This is a genomic window from Bacillus sp. FSL W8-1141 (genome assembly GCF_038593205.1).
GTDB lineage: Bacteria > Bacillota > Bacilli > Bacillales > Bacillaceae > Bacillus > Bacillus altitudinis.
The window spans coordinates 2,563,312-2,582,221 of record NZ_CP151973.1; the positions used below are offsets into that span (position 1 = coordinate 2,563,312).

Annotated in this window: 36 protein-coding genes; all 36 read right to left on the reverse strand. The window is 39.9% G+C overall.

Going from position 1 to position 18,910, the window contains the following annotated elements; all coding sequences use genetic code 11:
• Positions 1 to 120: 120 nt before the first annotated feature.
• Positions 121 to 465 (reverse strand): hypothetical protein, encoded by a 345-nt coding sequence (locus tag NSQ52_RS13080; RefSeq protein ID WP_057079045.1) that lies wholly within the window; start codon positions 463 to 465, stop codon positions 121 to 123.
• 56 nt (positions 466 to 521) lie between these two features.
• A complete protein-coding gene (locus NSQ52_RS13085; RefSeq protein ID WP_342473416.1) occupies positions 522 to 1,136 on the reverse strand; it encodes a major tail protein in 615 nt (204 codons plus the stop codon).
• Between the two features lie 2 nt (positions 1,137 to 1,138).
• Entirely contained in the window at positions 1,139 to 1,537 is a 399-nt protein-coding gene (locus NSQ52_RS13090; RefSeq protein WP_342473417.1) for a DUF3168 domain-containing protein, read from the reverse strand.
• Positions 1,534 to 1,938, reverse strand: coding sequence for an HK97-gp10 family putative phage morphogenesis protein (locus NSQ52_RS13095; RefSeq protein WP_342473418.1), 405 nt, complete (start codon positions 1,936 to 1,938; stop codon positions 1,534 to 1,536). The genes NSQ52_RS13090 and NSQ52_RS13095 overlap by 4 nt, the downstream gene beginning before the upstream one ends.
• The gene (locus NSQ52_RS13100; RefSeq protein WP_342474116.1) at positions 1,938 to 2,252 is read right to left on the reverse strand and encodes a phage head closure protein; all 315 of its coding nucleotides are present in this window, start codon (positions 2,250 to 2,252) and stop codon (positions 1,938 to 1,940) included. The genes NSQ52_RS13095 and NSQ52_RS13100 overlap by 1 nt, the downstream gene beginning before the upstream one ends.
• Entirely contained in the window at positions 2,242 to 2,544 is a 303-nt protein-coding gene (locus NSQ52_RS13105; protein WP_099682823.1) for a head-tail connector protein, read from the reverse strand. The genes NSQ52_RS13100 and NSQ52_RS13105 overlap by 11 nt, the downstream gene beginning before the upstream one ends.
• 12 nt (positions 2,545 to 2,556) lie before the next feature.
• The gene (locus NSQ52_RS13110; protein WP_342473419.1) at positions 2,557 to 2,946 is read right to left on the reverse strand and encodes a collagen-like protein; all 390 of its coding nucleotides are present in this window, start codon (positions 2,944 to 2,946) and stop codon (positions 2,557 to 2,559) included.
• A gap of 27 nt (positions 2,947 to 2,973) precedes the next feature.
• Positions 2,974 to 4,248 carry a phage major capsid protein gene (locus tag NSQ52_RS13115; protein ID WP_334749976.1) on the reverse strand — a complete coding sequence of 425 codons (1,275 nt, stop codon included), beginning with the start codon at positions 4,246 to 4,248 and terminating at the stop codon, positions 2,974 to 2,976.
• Positions 4,249 to 4,286: 38 nt separating this feature from the next.
• The gene (locus NSQ52_RS13120) at positions 4,287 to 5,006 is read right to left on the reverse strand and encodes a head maturation protease, ClpP-related (protein WP_342473422.1); all 720 of its coding nucleotides are present in this window, start codon (positions 5,004 to 5,006) and stop codon (positions 4,287 to 4,289) included.
• Positions 4,963 to 6,258 (reverse strand): phage portal protein, encoded by a 1,296-nt coding sequence (locus NSQ52_RS13125; RefSeq protein WP_342473423.1) that lies wholly within the window; start codon positions 6,256 to 6,258, stop codon positions 4,963 to 4,965. Before NSQ52_RS13125 ends, NSQ52_RS13120 begins: the two co-directional genes overlap by 44 nt.
• 2 nt (positions 6,259 to 6,260) lie before the next feature.
• On the reverse strand, positions 6,261 to 6,455 hold the full coding sequence (locus tag NSQ52_RS13130; RefSeq protein ID WP_144626667.1) for a DUF1056 domain-containing protein: 195 nt from the start codon (positions 6,453 to 6,455) through the stop codon (positions 6,261 to 6,263).
• 15 nt (positions 6,456 to 6,470) lie between these two features.
• Positions 6,471 to 8,180, reverse strand: a complete 1,710-nt coding sequence (locus NSQ52_RS13135) for a terminase TerL endonuclease subunit (protein ID WP_309175207.1) — start codon at positions 8,178 to 8,180, stop codon at positions 6,471 to 6,473.
• Positions 8,177 to 8,695 carry a phage terminase small subunit P27 family gene (locus NSQ52_RS13140; RefSeq protein WP_342473424.1) on the reverse strand — a complete coding sequence of 173 codons (519 nt, stop codon included), beginning with the start codon at positions 8,693 to 8,695 and terminating at the stop codon, positions 8,177 to 8,179. The genes NSQ52_RS13135 and NSQ52_RS13140 overlap by 4 nt, the downstream gene beginning before the upstream one ends.
• A gap of 226 nt (positions 8,696 to 8,921) precedes the next feature.
• Positions 8,922 to 9,287 carry an HNH endonuclease gene (locus tag NSQ52_RS13145; RefSeq protein ID WP_342473425.1) on the reverse strand — a complete coding sequence of 122 codons (366 nt, stop codon included), beginning with the start codon at positions 9,285 to 9,287 and terminating at the stop codon, positions 8,922 to 8,924.
• Positions 9,277 to 9,633, reverse strand: coding sequence for a hypothetical protein (locus tag NSQ52_RS13150; RefSeq protein WP_268431088.1), 357 nt, complete (start codon positions 9,631 to 9,633; stop codon positions 9,277 to 9,279). The genes NSQ52_RS13145 and NSQ52_RS13150 overlap by 11 nt, the downstream gene beginning before the upstream one ends.
• Positions 9,634 to 9,673: 40 nt before the next feature.
• Positions 9,674 to 9,988, reverse strand: a complete 315-nt coding sequence (locus NSQ52_RS13155; protein ID WP_340959224.1) for a transglycosylase — start codon at positions 9,986 to 9,988, stop codon at positions 9,674 to 9,676.
• On the reverse strand, positions 9,985 to 10,284 hold the full coding sequence (locus NSQ52_RS13160; protein ID WP_268431092.1) for a hypothetical protein: 300 nt from the start codon (positions 10,282 to 10,284) through the stop codon (positions 9,985 to 9,987). The genes NSQ52_RS13155 and NSQ52_RS13160 overlap by 4 nt, the downstream gene beginning before the upstream one ends.
• A gap of 71 nt (positions 10,285 to 10,355) precedes the next feature.
• Positions 10,356 to 10,595: a hypothetical protein gene (locus NSQ52_RS13165; RefSeq protein WP_268431095.1), complete on the reverse strand. Its 240-nt coding sequence runs from the start codon at positions 10,593 to 10,595 to the stop codon at positions 10,356 to 10,358.
• A 154-nt stretch (positions 10,596 to 10,749) separates the two neighbouring features.
• Positions 10,750 to 11,163 (reverse strand): DUF2513 domain-containing protein, encoded by a 414-nt coding sequence (locus tag NSQ52_RS13170; protein ID WP_342473428.1) that lies wholly within the window; start codon positions 11,161 to 11,163, stop codon positions 10,750 to 10,752.
• A gap of 42 nt (positions 11,164 to 11,205) precedes the next feature.
• The gene (locus NSQ52_RS13175; RefSeq protein WP_342473429.1) at positions 11,206 to 11,511 is read right to left on the reverse strand and encodes a hypothetical protein; all 306 of its coding nucleotides are present in this window, start codon (positions 11,509 to 11,511) and stop codon (positions 11,206 to 11,208) included.
• A 192-nt stretch (positions 11,512 to 11,703) separates the two neighbouring features.
• Entirely contained in the window at positions 11,704 to 12,246 is a 543-nt protein-coding gene (locus NSQ52_RS13180) for a site-specific integrase (protein WP_111292423.1), read from the reverse strand.
• Positions 12,243 to 12,692, reverse strand: a complete 450-nt coding sequence (locus tag NSQ52_RS13185; protein ID WP_342473430.1) for an ArpU family phage packaging/lysis transcriptional regulator — start codon at positions 12,690 to 12,692, stop codon at positions 12,243 to 12,245. Before NSQ52_RS13185 ends, NSQ52_RS13180 begins: the two co-directional genes overlap by 4 nt.
• A 13-nt stretch (positions 12,693 to 12,705) precedes the next feature.
• Positions 12,706 to 12,828, reverse strand: coding sequence for a hypothetical protein (locus tag NSQ52_RS13190; RefSeq protein WP_255222346.1), 123 nt, complete (start codon positions 12,826 to 12,828; stop codon positions 12,706 to 12,708).
• 95 nt (positions 12,829 to 12,923) lie between these two features.
• Positions 12,924 to 13,145, reverse strand: a complete 222-nt coding sequence (locus NSQ52_RS13195; RefSeq protein WP_323648272.1) for a hypothetical protein — start codon at positions 13,143 to 13,145, stop codon at positions 12,924 to 12,926.
• Between the two features lie 2 nt (positions 13,146 to 13,147).
• Positions 13,148 to 13,318: a hypothetical protein gene (locus NSQ52_RS13200; protein WP_342473433.1), complete on the reverse strand. Its 171-nt coding sequence runs from the start codon at positions 13,316 to 13,318 to the stop codon at positions 13,148 to 13,150.
• Between the two features lie 249 nt (positions 13,319 to 13,567).
• Positions 13,568 to 13,978: a hypothetical protein gene (locus tag NSQ52_RS13205; RefSeq protein ID WP_342473435.1), complete on the reverse strand. Its 411-nt coding sequence runs from the start codon at positions 13,976 to 13,978 to the stop codon at positions 13,568 to 13,570.
• A gap of 14 nt (positions 13,979 to 13,992) precedes the next feature.
• Complete coding sequence (locus tag NSQ52_RS13210) at positions 13,993 to 14,478, reverse strand: hypothetical protein (RefSeq protein WP_144626641.1); 486 nt, start codon at positions 14,476 to 14,478, stop codon at positions 13,993 to 13,995.
• Positions 14,478 to 14,651, reverse strand: a complete 174-nt coding sequence (locus NSQ52_RS13215; RefSeq protein WP_186365700.1) for a hypothetical protein — start codon at positions 14,649 to 14,651, stop codon at positions 14,478 to 14,480. The genes NSQ52_RS13210 and NSQ52_RS13215 overlap by 1 nt, the downstream gene beginning before the upstream one ends.
• Complete coding sequence (locus tag NSQ52_RS13220) at positions 14,648 to 15,046, reverse strand: hypothetical protein (RefSeq protein WP_144626639.1); 399 nt, start codon at positions 15,044 to 15,046, stop codon at positions 14,648 to 14,650. The genes NSQ52_RS13215 and NSQ52_RS13220 overlap by 4 nt, the downstream gene beginning before the upstream one ends.
• The gene (locus tag NSQ52_RS13225) at positions 15,047 to 15,508 is read right to left on the reverse strand and encodes a hypothetical protein (RefSeq protein WP_144626636.1); all 462 of its coding nucleotides are present in this window, start codon (positions 15,506 to 15,508) and stop codon (positions 15,047 to 15,049) included.
• Positions 15,509 to 15,538: 30 nt separating this feature from the next.
• Complete coding sequence (locus tag NSQ52_RS13230) at positions 15,539 to 16,525, reverse strand: site-specific DNA-methyltransferase (protein WP_144626635.1); 987 nt, start codon at positions 16,523 to 16,525, stop codon at positions 15,539 to 15,541.
• A gap of 20 nt (positions 16,526 to 16,545) precedes the next feature.
• Positions 16,546 to 17,946 (reverse strand): DNA cytosine methyltransferase, encoded by a 1,401-nt coding sequence (locus tag NSQ52_RS13235; protein WP_342473438.1) that lies wholly within the window; start codon positions 17,944 to 17,946, stop codon positions 16,546 to 16,548.
• Complete coding sequence (locus NSQ52_RS13240) at positions 17,943 to 18,191, reverse strand: hypothetical protein (RefSeq protein ID WP_342473439.1); 249 nt, start codon at positions 18,189 to 18,191, stop codon at positions 17,943 to 17,945. The genes NSQ52_RS13235 and NSQ52_RS13240 overlap by 4 nt, the downstream gene beginning before the upstream one ends.
• Positions 18,192 to 18,224: 33 nt before the next feature.
• Positions 18,225 to 18,434 carry an XtrA/YqaO family protein gene (locus NSQ52_RS13245; protein WP_035701916.1) on the reverse strand — a complete coding sequence of 70 codons (210 nt, stop codon included), beginning with the start codon at positions 18,432 to 18,434 and terminating at the stop codon, positions 18,225 to 18,227.
• A gap of 70 nt (positions 18,435 to 18,504) precedes the next feature.
• Complete coding sequence (locus tag NSQ52_RS13250) at positions 18,505 to 18,678, reverse strand: hypothetical protein (RefSeq protein ID WP_342473440.1); 174 nt, start codon at positions 18,676 to 18,678, stop codon at positions 18,505 to 18,507.
• Between the two features lie 15 nt (positions 18,679 to 18,693).
• Positions 18,694 to 18,882 (reverse strand): BH0509 family protein, encoded by a 189-nt coding sequence (locus NSQ52_RS13255; RefSeq protein ID WP_342473441.1) that lies wholly within the window; start codon positions 18,880 to 18,882, stop codon positions 18,694 to 18,696.
• Positions 18,883 to 18,910: the final 28 nt, after the last annotated feature.

Below are 18,910 nucleotides of genomic sequence, written 5' to 3' on the forward strand. Positions count from 1 at the left end.
CGTTCAATTCTAAGAAATGAAAAATATCCATTTGATCAATTTCATGCATCTTCCAACCTTGCTCAAGTAAAGTGGTATAGATTTTATTTAATTGATCTTTGCCATTTTTTAATGGCTCATCTACGCCTTCATGTCGGGCAAAAAATCTTTTTCTTCCTGCGTTTCCGCCACTTTAAATCCCATGATTTCCATCATGATTTTTCTTACTGCATCCGCAATTTCAAAAGATTGAAAGCCTTCTAGAAACTGATCGTAAGTAAATTGATTCTGAAATACACGTACAATGAATTTGATTCGTTCATTCATGCTTTTAACAATCTCTTTTGCATTCTCCGCTGCTGCTGCTTTTTCATCTAAATCAAAAGCCTCATAGAGAGTTTTTGCGTTTGTTCGTGGCGCAATAAACGTTTTGTGCTTTTTTTCTTCTTCGAACCAAATAGAGATAGAAATTTGTTTTTGAGTCATAGTGACTCCCCCTTATTTTTTATTTTCCAATTAAAAAAGAGAGCTTTTCAGCCCTCTTAAGCACCTTTTCCAATATCAACGCTGCTGCTGTTTTCTGTTTTGCCATCTTTGTATGCATCACCAAAAACTGATTTGTAAAAAGCATCAAGATTAAAGTTTTCAGCATCTTCATCAGTTACAACCTTGAAAACGTCATCCTGCTCACGATCTACAAATTCCGCTGACAATTTAACTGTTTGGAAATCTGTTTTTTCTTCTTTCGTTTTCCACTCATCACCCGGTAAAGAAAAGCGCCCTTTTACTAAACCGACATGACGAGACTTCCCGTTTGCTTTCGGTCCCTCAAACGTCATTGCAACCCACGGTGGAATAATGTTCTTTTTGAATAAGTACAAACCGTTTTCATCCTGCTCGATGCCTAACAGCTTCGCAAGAATTTCCATAGGAAGATCCCGCATTTCAATTTCAAGTTTTGTAGAACCTGTAGAAACAACCAAATCAACCAGTTTGTCATCTGCATACTGCTTTTCAGTTGATGTTTCAGTTTCCACTTTCATATTCATTGCATATTCGTATTTTAAAACCTCGGTTGGAACATAGAATTTACCTTGTTTTTGCAGAGGTGCAAAACGAGCGTTTTTTAGACCAGTTACTGAACTGTACTCAGTCATAGTTAGCCTCCTAGTATTATATTTTTTTCAAAACGATACCCTTTTCTTATCAATCTTTCTTTCTCTAAAAAGTCATTGATGGGTATAGTGGGCGCAAAATCTAAACGTTCCATCACATCACCAATTGCAGCCATGATGGTTTGTGCATCGGCATTGTGATAAACATCTATTTGATAGGTTGCGCTATCTTGTATGGGTCTGTTATCAGCCCATTTAATTGGTTTGTAGTTGATTTCTTGCAGCACGACATATGGTGGACTAGACTTTGTACCCTCTGGCACCGCAAGCTCATAGATGTCATCTTTGTCTATTAAAAACAAAAGCGCTGGATCATTCTCCAACGCTTCAAAAATGGCATTCTTGCAAGTATCTGCACGCCTTATTAAGTTTTGATTGATCATAATTTACTCAGCGCCTGTCGGTATTTGTCTGCTACTCTTCGTATAGCTTCATCCCATTTCGCATCGACAGTTCTCGCAAAAAATTTTTGCGCCGGCTGATGTAAGGTACCGAATTCAGGGAAATGAATTCTCCACTGCGTGTCCTTACGTGACTTGGATTTCGGCCAGCCAACAGCCACATATTTCACTCCGTCACCATCAGTGCGAAGCCGGGTAATATCAAGATCATCCTGCATGTGTTTTTGGGCCTTGTCTGATCTCGGTGTGTTTGGGTGCAGTTCATCTTTTATGACTGTTGCTCCAGCTGTGAGAGCTTCTTTATGCATTTTGCTCACTTTTCTTTGCATGTTTCCAATGGCATTTTCTAATTCCTCTAAGCCATCGATTTGTAAATTAAACATCACTTCACCGCCTTTGCCCTAACTGTGAGGAAATGAAGCCTTGAATGATTCGGTAATATAGACTCAATTTCGTAAGTTTTCCCTTTGAATAAGAGTCTCATATGTTCGTCAATGTCTTCCCGGTGGCGAATGGTGAACTTGATTGTATGTTCTTTTTGGATAGCAGCTGCAGCATAATATTCAGCGCCATTTAACCCCTCTGCTTTGGCCCAGCACTCAACCACGGTTTCCCAGCCATTGTCACCGTCCACAGGCAAACGTTTCTTTTCTTTTTTCTGTTGAAACTGAATGCGATGTCTCATGTCATTCAGCATCTTTTTCACCGTCCACAACCAAGTATTTGAGTTGATTGACCATTGTTGTGAGCACCCCGTCAAGATTTGATGTCGTGCCGGATATTTGCCTATTCTCATACCAGTGAGTTGTAAATGACATGACCGCCAACTCTGCTTGCGCTAAATTGTTAGGGAATTTTAAACCCGTTGCATTCGTGATGTACTCCTTTGCTGCAGCGATGAAATGTAAAATCAAATCATCCTCCGCATCACCATCAATGCGGAGGTATTTTTTCGCTTTTTCAAGCTCTTTTTGCTCTGCCTCAGTCATCCGGCATCACCTTTATTCAGATTTTGGGTTTTCTATTGCTTCGACTTTTTCTTGAAGGTCAGTGATCATTTTCTGTACTTCTGAATTGATATTGTCCCATTTGACACTACCTTTACCGATTGTCCGAGAATTAACTGAACCATCACCTAGATGTTCATTTTTAACAGAGCCAGACTCTAATACTGCAGCGTCACCCTTATCTCCTTTCGGCCCCTGCTCTCCCGGATCGCCTTTTTCTCCTTTTGGACCTTGTTCACCGGTATCACCTTTTAATCCCTTAACAATAAGAGGATTTTCTTCACTGTTTCCTTTCAGATAAACAGGCGTGATAGGTTTTCCATCAGCGTCCGCCTCTGCAGATGTTAATACTCCATTACTTTCATTCAAAAAATCTTTAGCCATGATTAATCCATTCCTTTCATTTTTTGTTTATTTTCCAGCGTCTACAGCTTTGTCTTCATCTTTTTCAGGCGGCTCAATGACTTCAATTCCAGTAAATTCTGCAAAAACAATTGCTTCCTCGTCTGCTAACGCGACATCATCCCTTTGAATAACTCTTACATCTGTTGAGTTTCGATAGAAGGCTTTCCCACCTACATCAGTAGATTTAATCGAATACTGTTGTCGATCAAAGAGCTTAATTGCTTCTTTCAAATCACCGATAATTAATGGATATTTCGGGTTACTCTTAGTTCCGCCATTCGGAAGGAATTTGTTTGAGATTTTATGAACAGTTTTTTCAAACAGTAATTTCTTGGTTTTGTTCGTTGGATCTGGTTGTAAAAGATAATTTCCGTTTTTGTCTTTTAATTTATCAAGATAGTTAAATCCTGATTGATTTGTTACGAAGATAGTTGTTTCTTCAATAGCTGGATCAAGAGTAACGTTAGTAATATCTTTAATGTCATCAGTGGAAGAAATAGATTGTTTTTTAAGTGTTTCTAACACTTTTAATATATTCACATTTCTAGTAACAGCTGATTTTTTTCCTAACCAATTGACTAAGAACTCCATGAGTGCTTCTCTTGTATCACTCAATAAATCATTTGAAAGAACTAAAATACCCGCACGATCCTTGATGACATATTTAATTCGCTCAAATTTAGGATTTTCTAATTCATCAATATCTTCTAATTCGTCTACATCAACTAAAGGTGTCATATCAGCATACTTTTCGTAAGTTCTAGCACCTTTGTTCGTACTAACTGGAATAATATCTACTAGATTTGCTAAAGAATCAAACTGACGTCGTTTTTCAGTGATTTTCGTCGTGATGTCTTCTGGAACAATTAAGCCTCCATCTTCATCCACAGACTCTTTCATTGCAGCCAGTGGTGCAGGCGCTCTTCCTTTTAGAATGGCATCTGCAAACAATTCTGTATGATTTAATACTTGTTTACCGCTGACATCGTTTGAAACAACTTGCGATTTAACACCCTGATCATCAAGATGCTCCTCATCACCGTACCCAACGTACATATTTCGCATCTCTTCGTAGTTTTGAATTTGTTCTTTCAAAACCTGCGCCTCAGCAAGCATTGTTTTCGCTTCATCAACCTTGCCCTCATCATTTAGGGCCATGATCTTATCGCGTTTTTCTGCTAAAGCTTGGCGTAGTTCTCTTTCTTTTACTGTCATACCTTCCTTAGCGAAGAATTGGATAGGCAGACGCAGCAACTTATTCTGTGTTTTTGATTTTCCCAAAATGGTTTCCTCCTCAAATTTCCCATAAAAAAGCACCCCTAGATTTCTAGGAGTGCTGCATGTATGGCATTCTGTTGTTGTCTCAAGCTGATGATGTTCTCTTGATTTCTTTCAGGTTCTTTGGTTAGTTTTGCAACGATTTTAGCAGGTATGTTTTTGAACTGAGAAACAATGTTCTCATCTATCTGAGCTGCAACATTCTTCTCCTCGGTGACTGCATCAGCTAACCCATATTGCAACGCCTCATCAGCTGTTAACCATGTTTCATTATCTAAAAGGTCACGCAAGGTCGATTCTTCTAGTTTCTCTCCTGCCTTTGCCAAATAGGTTGAAACAATGCTGTCAGTGATTTTGTCCAAGTCTTCTGCAGCTTTTCTAAATTCCGTAGCATTACCGATCATACCCATGTAAGGGTTATGGATCATCATCATTGAATTACTCGGCATCGTAATAGTGTCGCCAGCCATTGCAATGACAGAAGCTATGCTTCCTGCTAGTGCATCAACATAAACATTTATCTTCGCTTTATGCCGCTGCAGCATCGAGTGAATGGCTTGTCCCTCAAATACATCACCACCCGGTGAATTAATATAAAGGTCAATTTCGGCGACTTCGCCCAAATCTTTCAAATCTGCTTGAAATGCTTTAGAAGAACTTTCACTAAACCAACCTTCTCCAGTAATGGAACCATACAAAGTTATTTCTGCAGAAACATCATTCAGTGGCTTCATGTTCCAATACTTCTTGTTTTTCTTCATCTCCGTCACCCCCTTTCAGATTCCTCTTACTCACCCTGCTTAACTGATATTCTTTCATGATTGAAAGGGGAACTAGATTCAAATTACCAAAATGCTCATCACCGATTTCGCCAATACCTGTCATATCCTCTTTTTCTAGGATTTTATTAATAGTGAATGCCCCGACACGCTGCATGACTTCGTAAAATTCAGCTCTTGTTTTACTGTCTCCACGTAATTCTGTTTCTAAATTGAATTTAAAATAAAAGCCTTCTTTTAATTGAGCAGGAGTAAGAATTTTATCGTTCAATTCTTGTTCAATATTTGTCACGATAGGCTGCAGGGTTGTTTTCACGTAATCCAAAGACTGCTGTTCAATATTCGAAAAGGTTGCCCGATCTAATTCTCCAATTTTATGTGGTGGCACTTTATAGATGGAGGCTATTTGCTGACGATTCCATTTCATAGATTCAATGAATTGAGCATCTTTCATAGGCATTGTTACTTGTGAATAATCAAGACCCGCATCAAGTACCGCAATGGATTGACCTGAATTGACTTCTTCCCAATCTTCTCTAAGAACCTTCTTACTCTCTCTATTCAACAAAGTCGGTGTTTTGATTACACCAAACGGTGCCCCGCCATTTTTGTAAAACTTAGCATTAAATTTTGTGGCTGCCCTATTTGATCCGATATTATCTCGAATAACTGATATAGGCGTTTGACCTACGATGCCATCTAAAGATAGGTTTTTGAAATGCAGGACTTCATGATAGTGCAGTTCTACATACTTTCCATTGATCGTAGTTGAGTACCAAACCTTCCCAGTATCCGGGTCAATATTTGTATTTGTTGATTCTGGATTTAGTGGATAAATAGCTTCTACATCCCCATCACGATTATAGACAAGACGATTGTAGCTGTTTCCCCACGTTGCCATTCTCAACATGACAAGAGCTTTCCACGTAAAACTGGTCATATACGGGTTTACCTTATGCAAAATCATCCTGCTAATGTCGTTTTGGATAGTCTTTACGCTTCCTTCTTTGCTCTGAAATAATTTTATAGGGAGTTTGGCTGCATCTTCGGCAAGCACTTTCACGCAAGCGTACACATCTGGGTGTAAAATCGCATTCTCAGAAGATACATGCTCCCCTGATGATGTTTCAACACCAGCAAATATGTTTCGAAACCACTTAGCAGGACTCAATAGAGACCCGCTATCTTCTTCCGCTACACGATTTTCAATCTTCGGTCGTCCTCGTAATAACAAATTCATTCACCCCTGTCTATTTCATCTTCTTTATTTTGATTCAGGGTGATTCTGCTAATTAAAAAAGCAGTGGAAACGAAAAAAACACCTGAGACAAAAAGCCCGGTGTTTACTGATATTCTAAAACATGCAATTGCAATTAAAACCATTCCAAGTATAAGGAAAACATCCTCTAAGTATTTTGACCACTCTTTCATTCAACAGCCCTCCTTCTAAAAACTAAATTGGCCAGACTGGATATATTCATTTAAGTCAAAATGCTGATTTACTTGACTGGCTCTCACATGAGCATTTATAAGTGCAGCTGCTGGATCAATACGTTGTGACGATTTTGATTTATCAAGCATGATATTCTCCTGCGCGTCAATCTTCGTGACGGCATTCCCCATCGCCCAAGTCAGAAGGTCATTATTATCATGAATAATCTTTCGGGCTTTGACTTTCTCTCGGAAATCTTTTGTCGGCTCAGACAAGGTTTGCACTCCTTGCCTAATTTCGATCATAACGTAACCATCCGCTTCCATCTGCTGCGCAAACTGCGTAGCATTATATGGATCATAACCAATCTCTTTAATTTTCCACCCTTTTTCTTCCTCAAGTCGTTTGATATAAGCACGTATATAGTCGTAATCAACGACAGCACCATCAGTAAGCGTGAGCCAACCTTTCTTGACCCACAGATCATAAGGAACACGATCTGTTTTCATTCGCTCATGAAATGTGTCTTCGGGCATAAATCCATGTGATGTCACATAATACATACCGTTTTCAAGTTGGAATTCAAAACTTGCAGCAGTTAAGTCAATTCGTTTTGACAAGTCGATGCCTACATAACACTCTTTACCATAAAGATCAGGAAGACTCTCATGTTTCCCGCAATCAGACCACGCTTGCATGTCCATATATCCACCATCACGCATATTAACCCAGATGTTCATGTTTTTGGTTAAGAAATTACGCATTTTTTCTGGAACTGCAAGGGCCACCTCTAACTCTCCGCGCAAGAAATTCAAGCCATGTTCATTAGCAGCAACAATCGGATTTGCTTTAATCCAATTTCGTTCATCTTTGATGTCATCACCTGGATCAAGTTCATTAATCATGACAAAATATTGATCGTTTGTTTCTACATTGTTTGGATCGACAATTTTAGAAACATATTGGTACTCTACTCTATACGCAGGATTATTTAATTCAAATCCAGCTGTCGTAATAATCATCATGAGTGGTTGTGTTCTTGTTGCCATCCCTGATGCAAGAACATCATATATTTCAGATGTTTTATGAGCATGATATTCATCTATAATGCCGCATTGAGGGTTAAAACCATCACCTGTTTTCCCTGCATCTTTTGATAACGCCTCAATTTTTGACAACGTTTTAAGGTGTTCTATTTGTCCATAGGCGACCCGGTATTTTTTTTCAGGTACATTAAGCAGCTCACACTTGCTGATTTGAGCTTTAATTTCATTCCAGCATATCTTGGCTTGCTCTGCTTTTGTTGCACCTATATAGACCTCAGACATGTATTCGTCATTAGCGAATGCCTCAAACGACCCCACACAAGCAAGGCTTTGTGTCTTAGCATTTTTACGGCCGACTTGCCAGTAAGCTTTTTTGAATCTCCTGTATCCCGTATCTTTATGTACCCAACCGTAAATATTACCGAAAATAAAAATCTGAATCGGTTCAGGAACAATATTTTCTCCTTGCAATGGACCTTTTGTATGTTTAAATTGTGTCATCCAGAATAGGAATCGTCTTGCCTTCTCGTCATCAAAGAAATAAGGGAAATCTGCTGTTCCTTCTCTTTCAATATCTTTTAAAAAACGTTCACAGGCCCATTGGTGTTTTTGACACGCCAAAATTTCCCCTGATATAACATCACGGGAATAACCAATCATAAATTGTTTAATTGTCATACATTAAACTCCTTTTCCGCTTCCGTCTTTTCTCTGATCTCCTGTGTTTTAGTGATCGCTAGTTTTGCACGGGCTGATGGAGTAAGACCAAAATCATTTGCAGCTGACTTCATTTGATCAAAGAAGTTCTTTTGTCTTTTCAATAATGGGTGTTCTTCTCCAGCATCATATATCGGCTGACCAAAATTATCTCTGCCTATGATTTCTTTATTTATCATGATTCCATCTTCCTCTATCACCTTAGTAATAGAAATATATTGAGAATAGGCATTACAATAGGCGGCCAACATGCTGATATCTGCCTCCGTAATGATGTCCACTTCTTTTAATAACTCAGCGATCCGTTTAAATTCTTTCTTGGCGACTTTATCCAACCACGTTGGCGGTTTTATATTATCGGATCGCATTTTCATTTTCTTCTCGTGCTCAGCCCGGGCGGCCAGCTCTTCCGTATTCTTTTTATTTGGGTTGCCCTGTATCAATTGAAGCGTCGCGGATTTTGCAGGCCTCGGCATGTTCTCACCTCATTTCACATCAAAAAAGTTGCATTTTTCGCTTGTTTTTTTCACCAACCGTGATACGATGGAATTAACAACAAAACCAGTCGTACCAAGCCCTCTCGGCATTTTCGCCGTGGGGGTTTTCTGTTTTTCGGAAACTTTGAAAAGCGGTGTTTGTTTGCAGACGACGGCTCACCGATCTTCACGAAGCCGTTTTCTAGGGATTTAATGCCGGGGGGTACTATGACCCTCGCTTGCCATGAACCTTGTTGTGACAGCTATTACACATGCTTTCGAGGTTATTTAAATCTAATCGTTTGTTCCAATCCTGTTTTAGCTCCACTATGTGATGAACCATGACAGCAGGGACAACACGATCTTGTTTCAAGCAGCTTTGACAAAGGTAATTGTCTCGCATTAGAACAAGTTGTCTTGTCTGTTTCCATTCTCTTGATTTATAAAAACTTGTTGATTGTTTATCTCGAACATGTTTGTTGTAATACTTCGCTTCCTGCTTCTTACCATCAGCATGAGCAGAACAATAACCATCCCTTGTTAAATCTCTGCACCCTCGCACCTTACACTCTCTCAATGGTTTAGGTGGCATTGGATTCACCAGCTTCACTCTGATCTATCATTGCAAACAAAACAAAGGCATGAAGATGCCCTACTTTCTGTACGGCATAAAACTCCCTGTACTCCCTTTGATATGATGCTAGATAGGATCGAGCTGCTTCATAGGACAGAGTCTGGCTGACATGTAGGAGACTATCTATAGCTTGCCTATCCCTCACACCATAAGACCCAAGCATCCCTAACCCCCTGATGATCTCCCCATCCGCCCATATGCATCCCCTTTTATTAAGGGCTTTAAGACCGTTATACAATTGGTCTGTCCTTATTGCGTGTCCAATTGCTGTGTTAATGATTAGTTCCCTGAGTGAGTTGTCCACGTTGTGTCCCTCCCCAAAATAAAAAGCACCCCGAAGGATGCTATGAATTATTCAATCTCTGTTTCGCTTCATCAATTAGAGGAAGCATAAGACGTTTGACACTTTCATGTAGCTGCGTATACTTTTCAAAACGTCGTTGTGCGCTTCTATGTGTCGTTGCTTGTTCATAAAAACTGCGGGCCTTTCTCAATTCTCGTAATTTCTGACGGATTACTTTATTTGTAGCAGAAACAACATTCGAGTTTCCACAATAGGGACAGGAGAAGAATTGAATTACAATTCCTTTCGCTTCTTTTATCTCTCTCACTTCCACAGCATAATATGTTTGGCATTTCTCGCACAAAACATCATTCATTTAACTTTCTCCTCATTGATATGAACTACTTCAATGGCATTCTCCTTTAACCATTGAAATTCATAGCAGTTGATTATTGGATTTCGATAATAGCCCGGCAGTAAAATTAAAACTGTTTCGCTAGGATTTACCCCGTCTAGCATTGCTGGGTTCCTTGAAACAAATTGCGGATATTTATATTGTGGGAATTTCTTTTTCAAATCTTGCCATAGCGTTCTTGCCTGACAAGTGTTTGTTCCTACTATGAAAGTACTTGTACGTTGTTTTGAACAGCCTTTTAAGATTAAGAGTTCCAATGCTCTTCCTCCATATAAAAAAGCACCTATCACACAGGCAGGTGCTTTTCAGTCTTAATTATTGTTGTAGTTCAAGAAACGATGTCTTGCTGCATCTTCACTATACGTTCTTGCGCATCTTTGAAAGACATATCCTCAGCATCATAGAATGTATACTCTGATTTAATCCTGTTGCCCTTGTGTTTAATTTCAGCATGTACAACGACATAAGGAACTCGTTTAACAGTTTTAATATGGTTCGTTTCTTGAGAAAAAGATTCTTCTATCTCTTGTAGAAATCGCTCCATAGACATTACAGTAAGTTCAGCCACAACCGACACCTCCATATAAAAAAGCGACCTCCGCAATGGAAGCCGCTCTCAATTTATCACCTAATACCATCATAACCGCTCTCAGACAAAATGCTTTGCCAAGATCGTGCCAAAAGTGTGCCATTTTTACAATGCTAAAAAATAGATAGAAAGTTCATTTTAATCCTAATTTTTGTTTCACCCATTCCTTAGTCATATCTGCGCCTACACTAGAAAGCACCATAAGAGGAATAGCACTTATTTGTTCACCAAATTTCTCTTTTAATTTTGCATATACAGTTTCATTCCTCAAACTATCTAAGAAATCATGACCTTTATGAGTCAAGCTTCTTGCGTACCAGCGGAAATAAGTAGGCTCTCTTTGAGCGTCTTTTCCTTCTATTAGGCCTGCCTGAGACAGCAACTTCACTTGGTAACTAACTTCTTCAAGAGTTTTCCCATCAACCTCAATAATTCGCCACTGTAAAGGGTTTGTATCTTCTTCTAAATAAAGTAATATTTTACGAATTAAATCCATGTCTCTTTTTATCGTAATCATCCCTTCTTCATCTGCTTTATTCTCCGACAAAAAAGCGACCTCCACAACAGAAGCCGCTCATTTAAATGGATCTTATGTCACACGAAGTCTTTTCAATTCTTCTATTTTCATATTAATTTGATCTTCAATGTCTTCCCGTGTGCCAAAGAACAAAGTAAATAGACTCCCAACATTATGAAATCTCCATGTTGATTTCATATATATATCTATCCCCAATGACTCTGCATGTGCATGGGTTGGATAATCAGGAATAACAAATTCTTTGTCTTGTATATAACTTTGTACAAAATCCCTCATGTCTCCAATATTCTCATGATTGAATACTTCATTTTTCATATTTTCCCCCCTCTCTATTTTTTCCGGTCCTTCTTCTTCCATTATATCACTTTATCCACATTATCCACCAATTCACCATATCTAATAGTCTGTCCAACTGGATAAATCGCTGTATCCCTTGCCCCTCTTGCTTTTCAGCTATTCCCTTAAAATGAGTTGGACATTTTCTCATTATGGTTAATTGAAGAAGAAGAACGCAAAAAAAGACCCACCTCCCATTTGAACAGGTGAGTCTTATAAACCGAAATCGTCCATTGCTTTGTCCATAGCGTCTTGTGTAATTCCGATGTATCTCAATGTAATGTCAGGACTTGAATGGTTGAATATTTCTTGTAATAAGGCAACGTCTTTATGTTTTTTATAATTCCAGTAGCCGAATGTTTTTCTGAGCGTATGAGTACCTATACTATCAAGCCCGACATAGTCCGCTGCCTCTCTCATAATGTTATATGCACTGCTGCGGCTGATTGGTTTGTTGAGTCCTTCTCTACTTTTAAAAAGGTATTCTTGATCATCTTTGTCCTTGATATATTGATCTATCGCTTTTCGAAGAGTTTTGTTTATTTTGATTCTTTTTTCTTTACCTGTTTTTTGTTCTCTTAGCGATACATATTGCTTCCTTACATCCTTCACCCTCAATTCCAGCAGATCGGATATACGCAAGCCTAAATTAATTCCGGCCACAAAAAGCAGCAGGTTTCGTTTGTTTCTCTCACCTAAATACTTCTTGATATAATGGATCTGATCAAGGTCCCTTATTGGCTGAACAAAATTCATGATTTATCCACCTGCTTATATACTTCTTCTCTAAGCGCGAATGCCAGTCTATAATATGCTTTGTTTTTAACACGATAATAATTCCTTTGGCTGAGACCCATTTCAGCGTAAATCTCGTAATCATACATTTCTTCATCCTGCATATAGAGCATTACCAAGATGCGACGCTCTTTTTGCGTAAGACGATTAATGCCCCTTTCAATTCGCTTCATGTATTTTTCCCGTTCAATCTCCCAATCCATTTTTTTAAGTGCTGCATCCTCGGTCGATGAATGAAACTGATTGGAAAAGCTAGGCGGCGTAATGGTGTATGTTGTTGTGATCTTCGGAAGAAAGTCTTCTGGCGTTTGAAGCCTTAACATTTTATACTTTTCTAGTATTCTTTCCATCTTTGCTCTAGTTTTTTCCTCATCGATCTGCGGAATGTCTAAAATTGTTTGATTCAAGATAATTCCCCCTTTATTTTCTGCGCATTGCCCCACCTTTGGCTCTTTTTAAACGCTGCATGTTTTGCCCCATCAACTCTCTTAAATCTCTGTCAGTGAGCTTCTGCGTGTTCTTTTTGGGCTTATCTTTTTTCATGGTGCCGCTCCTTTCCGACAAATAAAAAACGGACACCAACCAGCACCCTTAAAAGGTGTTGATCAGTGTCCGCAGGCTCTCCGTCTTGGACTTATTTAATCTTCTAATGGAATGTCGATTCCGTAATTCTCTCCAAAATCTTCAATGTACTCTTTCAGAAAATCATCTAACTTAGAGTGGAAAAGCATGTCGTCTTCTACACCATATATAAACTTCTCAATGTCTTCTTCGTTTAGTCCTAATTCAGTTAGTCCCTCGCCGTTTTCTAGTTGGTATTTCATGAAAGCCCTAAAGGCTTGTCTTGGATCAATATTCATGTTTATTCTCCTCGTTTTGTTTTTAAAGTGCGGTCTATCCGCTCACCTATTGTGATTAAAGCGGTCTCAGCCTTTGCGGTCGTTAATAGAACCGATTTTCTAAGAAGGCACATCTTGTCTGCTAGTTCTTTGGCTGTTTCAGTTGAATTTCGGATTTCTTCTTCGTAATTCATTTCGCTACCTCCATCTTGTTTCTTCCTCATGATTTCCGGATGCCAGATCCTTTGTTTTCCCGATCGGTTTATAGCACTGCTTGCAATAGGCTTTTGTTCCTCCGTGGTGCGACAGGCCGTCATACATAGCGCCTTGTTCTTCTTCGAGATCGCCGGAAGCGTTGTAGTAGATGTGAGCTGAGCCAGTTATTCTCTCTCTCGTGTAAAAGCCATCAGCGCTCTTGCAATGAGGACATACGATTTTATTTGTCATTTCCTCACCTCGAATGACGGCGTATAAATGTTCCCCTTAACGCCTGTCCAATTGCTGTTCTTGTATATGGTCATTTTGATACGGTGCGTGCCAGCAGTGTGATTTACTGTGTAAAACTCTTTTGCTGGCGTGGCGCTTTTAAATGATCCCACTAGACTAAACCGCTGATCCTTCCAAGTACCGCTCACCTTTTTTTGAAGAGTGAAACGATAATAGACCGTTTCAGAACCCGTTTTACGTGCTGTCACGTCGATTGATTTAGCTCTCGGCGTGTATGAATTGGCGTCAGTTGATACGCTTACTGTATGCCCTCCAATTGTTTTATATCCGCTCGTTACTGCCGCAGCAGACGGCGCATAAAGCACCGCCGCAATAATAATAGTTAGTGTGATTAGTAGTTTTTTCATAAAGTTCCCCTTCCTCATATCAAGCTACCGTCTACAGCCAGCATCATTTCTCCGTCGTTGGTTAAATCCTCAAGGACTTCTTCAAATGGTATAAATTCTTTATCTTCTCCAGGAATGCGGCTGAATTTCGCTGCTGCATATAGTCCTGTTACTTCTTTGATGTTCTCTGCAAGTTCTCCCTCTTCATCATCGGCGACAACATCAGTATAGATTGTCATAGCATTCTCTTTGGTTTTTGCTTTGATCAATGCGTAATATGGATCATGCACCTCATAAAACTTCATTTCCTCGTCTTCGCTTTTAACCTGTTCTTCTAGCAACTGAATGGCCGCTTCTAAATATGTTGTAAAATCAATTGCTTCTTGCTGAGCGTGTTCTAACCATCCTTTTAAGTCGTAGGAAGAGGTTTCAACCTCAACCCCGTACTTTTTCAGGCCTTTTTCCTGTTGTTTATGCAATTTCTCTATGACTGAATAGATAATCGGGTTGTTTTCGTTCATCATGCTTCCTCCTTTAGTGTTTCCATATCAACGTTTAAGACCTGTAGCATCCAAATAAGAGTAGCCATTCCGGCGACAGCTTCTTTATCCGCTCCATCCGATTTCACGCCTCTTTCTCCGAAGTCGTTCATTCGTTCTATGATTTGCCGCTGTTGTTTATTGTTGAGTTTCATTGTGCGCCCTCCAATAACTGTTGCTCAATTGGTAATACCGTCAGGTCATAACCTGATTCAATGAAACTAATGCTCAATTCTCTATTAACATCATTTCCCAAGTGAGTATAAACCTTGTCCATTTCTTGTTTAGAGAAGTTAGTCCCTAAAAATTCGTTGAATATTTGAAGCACTCTCTTTTGCCAGTAGTGACCTACTCCTTTGCAACTTGGTCGAGATAACCAAGCTAAAACCTTACATTTTAAATCAAGGTCTGTTTTGACATCCTCTAATCTAAAATAAATATTTTTGGTTGGAACTAAGATCAACTCATTATTGTGATTAATAAATGCTTTAGGTGATACTTTCTCAGTGATCTCTATGAGTCTATTTAATTCAGTTTTTACGCTCGTCATTCAGTACCGCTCCTGCTGCCGCTTATGATTGACGGCGTTCTTTTCCGTGGCTTTCTGCCATTCTCTGAAACTGTATGGATAATCAACCGTTTCAATAAATCCGATTTCCTTTGCTTTTTCTCTTATTTTTTTGCAACCCTCTTCGCTATATGCCCACATTTCTTTGTAATCTCTGAGATCGCCATATCGACCAGTGATGATGAATTCACGAAAGCTGTTGACCAGCTGCCACATGTTACCTCCATGTGAGAATCCTTTTGCTGGACCATGCCCTAATTCATATGGATAGATCCATTCCCCTGTGTAATCGTCTACGAAGAATACTTTTCCTCGTTTTCCAAATATAAAGCAGGCGACCGAATTTTTTGATTCGCAATAAAATGTTCTATGATCAATGCTTGCTATGAGATTAATCAGCGAGTTTATATCATATATTCTTTTCATCTGTTCAGGTTTTGGCATTTTCCGTTTCCTCCTAAGCCGCTAGGCTGATTATAGATGGTGCAACAGTTCAATTTGCACGCCGTTTAAGCGTTTGTTTGCGATCTTTATATATTCAGGATTCAATTCAATTCCGATAAAATTTCTACTATGCTTGAGTGCAGCTATACCTGTTGTTCCTGATCCCATGAATGGATCCAATACAATGCCATCAACAGGGCAGCCAGCTAATACACACGGCTCTATCAATTCCACTGGATATGTTGCAAAGTGAGCGTCTTTAGTTGGCTTGGTTGCAACTGTCCAAACAGAGCGTTTATTCCGCTTATTTCTGATAGCTCTGAATGCTAAGTCACCATACTTCCCTTTGAATGAACCACGGGGCTTGCCTTCTCTTCTTCCTTGTTGTTCTATTCCGAATGCGCCTCGTGATCCTCTTGGTGGATCCGGAAACGGTTTATAAGCAGCTTCTTCTTTAATCGCTTCATGATCGTAATAATATTTTTGTGATTTTGAGAGAAGAAAAATATACTCATGTGAGCTTGTCGGTCTATCCCTTACACTCTCCGGCATGGCATTTGGTTTGTTCCAAACAATGTCTTTTCTCAGGTACCAGCCATCTTCTTGGAGAGCGAAAGCCACCCGCCACGGCAAACCTATTAAATCTTTTGGTTTTAATCCCGCTATTTTGTTCGATAGATTTATAACGCCGCTAGTTTGTCCGACAGATTGCATATGGTTAATACCTGGATGAGTACGGCCGTTCGCAATTCTTCCACGGCCGCTTCCCGCATAAGCGTCACCTAGATTCAGCCAGACAGTGCCATCATCCTTTAAAACTCTCTTAATCTCTCTGAATAAAGAAACAATCTTTTGAATGTATTCTTGAACGGTTTCTTCTAAACCGATTTGCTCTGTCATTCCGTAGTCTCTTAATCCCCAATAAGGCGGGCTGGTGATCACGGTTTGAATTGTATCCGATGGCAGCGACTGAACAACTTTTATACAATCACCTTGAATGATTTGATTCAGGTCCATGCGGCACCTCCTTCCAGCTGTTAGTTTGCTTTGCTATAATATTTGTTCATATGCTCAGGTACACACATCTCAGGGAGGTTAGCCCTCACCAGCTGCTCTGCGAATGGTGGCGGTACAGCATTACCACATCTAGCAACCTGTTTTGTTTTCGGATAAACATTGCCGTCACAATCACGATCAATTACATAATTAGTTGGAAAACCTTGTGCGGCGAATAATTCATGTGGTTGTAACATCCTCATACCGATATCCACTATTTGATATTCTTCTCCTTTTACGGTGACTAACCCGAATCTATCTTTAGTTGTTATGGTGTGTAATGGCTCGTTTATCTTCTGGCCGACATCTGAACCGTAATATTTTGTTAAAAATGCTTTGACCAAGCCGAATCTATTTGAAGTTGGTATTGTTGCAATTGGTTCGCCTAGCGTTTGGCCCCTGACACCGTTTTCTGTGGTTTCAGTATAGTAAGTAGCAAGAAATGGAGTTACTAATGCATGATGACCACCTGTTGTGTTTACCATGAGTGTTGGTGAAACTAAACAATGCTCCTGTTTAGTTGTGATAGTTGTTAACGGCTTAGTTAATTCGTATTGCAGCCTATCACCAGCGAATCCAGTTTGACCGATACGAACAATAAATGGGTTTGGATTATTAACCACAAAGCGTTGGATGCCCCGTGCAATTCGTCTTAAAGTATTATCCGCAAGTGGCTTTTTCCGATTGAAGATGGATGGTGTTCCTATGCTCCAATCAATAATTTCACCAGCTGTTCTCCACGGTTTCAGCTTTCCGACTTGAACAGATAGACTGTTTGGATCGCCATGTGTTGGCTTCGGCCAAACAATGGGTTTAGAATCACAGCGGGCTATCATGAAAAAGCGTTTCCTGGTTGTCGGTGCGCCATAATCGCAGGCTTTTAATTCTTTGAATTGAACTTCATACCCTAACGCCTCAAGTGATTTTACAAATGATTTAAAGGTTTCGCCTTTTTTCTCTTTGATTGGGTACCCTGCATCATCTAACGGACACCATGTCTGAAACTCTTCTACGTTTTCCAGCATGATGACTCTTGGTTTTACAGCAATGGCCCATTTAACTGCAATCCATGCTAGACCACGAATGTTTTTATCCTTTGGTTTACCGCCTTTTGCTTTAGAAAAATGCTTACAGTCAGGGGAAAACCATGCTAGACCGACTTTTCGACCTTTAACAGCTTCTTTCGGTTCAACATCCCATACGGATTCACAATAATGTTCTGTTTCAGGATGATTCGTTTTATGCATTGCAATAGCAGCCGGATCGTGATTGATGGCTATATCAACTGATAACCCTGTGGCAAGCTCGATGCCTGTGCTTGCTCCCCCGCCACCTGCAAAGTTGTCTACAATGATTTCACGGAATAAATTGAGCTGGTTCATTGCATCAACCCAGCGATCACGATAATTGCCATGAACCCAAGCACCGTTAGTATTACAGGCCCGTTTGATTCCCTTTTCGCCATGACGACATTGCCCTCTATGACCAAGTCTGGGCAATAATCAGCAAGCACTGGTACGAAAAATTTCGGCACGCCTAGATGAGTAGCTGCATCATCAATCGTCATCGCTTGATTTTCACAGGCTTTGACAGCCTGTGAAAGCTCGACATGTTTTGGTAAATTCATGGTATTTCCTCCCCCGCAGGGGATAAACCCCTGCTATCGTTTAGTTTTATAACTGAAATCAAATCTAACTCGGTCAAAACTCCCTTTAATCGTCTCAATGATTGTGTGACCGTGTTCGGGAGCCTCTATGTAATGCGCTGTGTTGTTGATCCCGTCCAGCACGATCACTTGTACCTTGCCTTGTTCAACCAATGTTGTGAAAGGCTCGTTTTTTGTTAATGAGATAGTCTGCGGTCTATTCACAATCTTCACTCCAATGTGATATAATTAAGGTTCCTAAGCTTAATTACTCACATTGAACTGATGTGAATTCTTACCGCTGAGACTCGACGGATTGATCTGTGCGCTGCCAACGCCAGTCTTTACGTTTGAGTCTCTTTTTATATGGTTTTGGCGGGTGCTGCTGCCTATATGCTTCTAGTTCACCCTCTGACATAACCCACGATTTAACTGGACCTGCTTTGTATGGATTCACTACAGTTTCCAATATGCTCACCTCCTTTTACTCGTCACGCTGCGGAACGTTGAGATTATAGATTCTTTCTAGTTCTTCGTCTGATAAATTCTCGCAATAATCGCGACCAACGTTTGCGAGACTCAACCACTCGATCATTAACTCTCTATCGTCACTGGTCATCACTTGATGCCTCCCCTCTTTTTGAGGTGGCGCACGGCTGCTGTCTTGATCCATTTTGGACAATCTTCATACCGCGCAATCA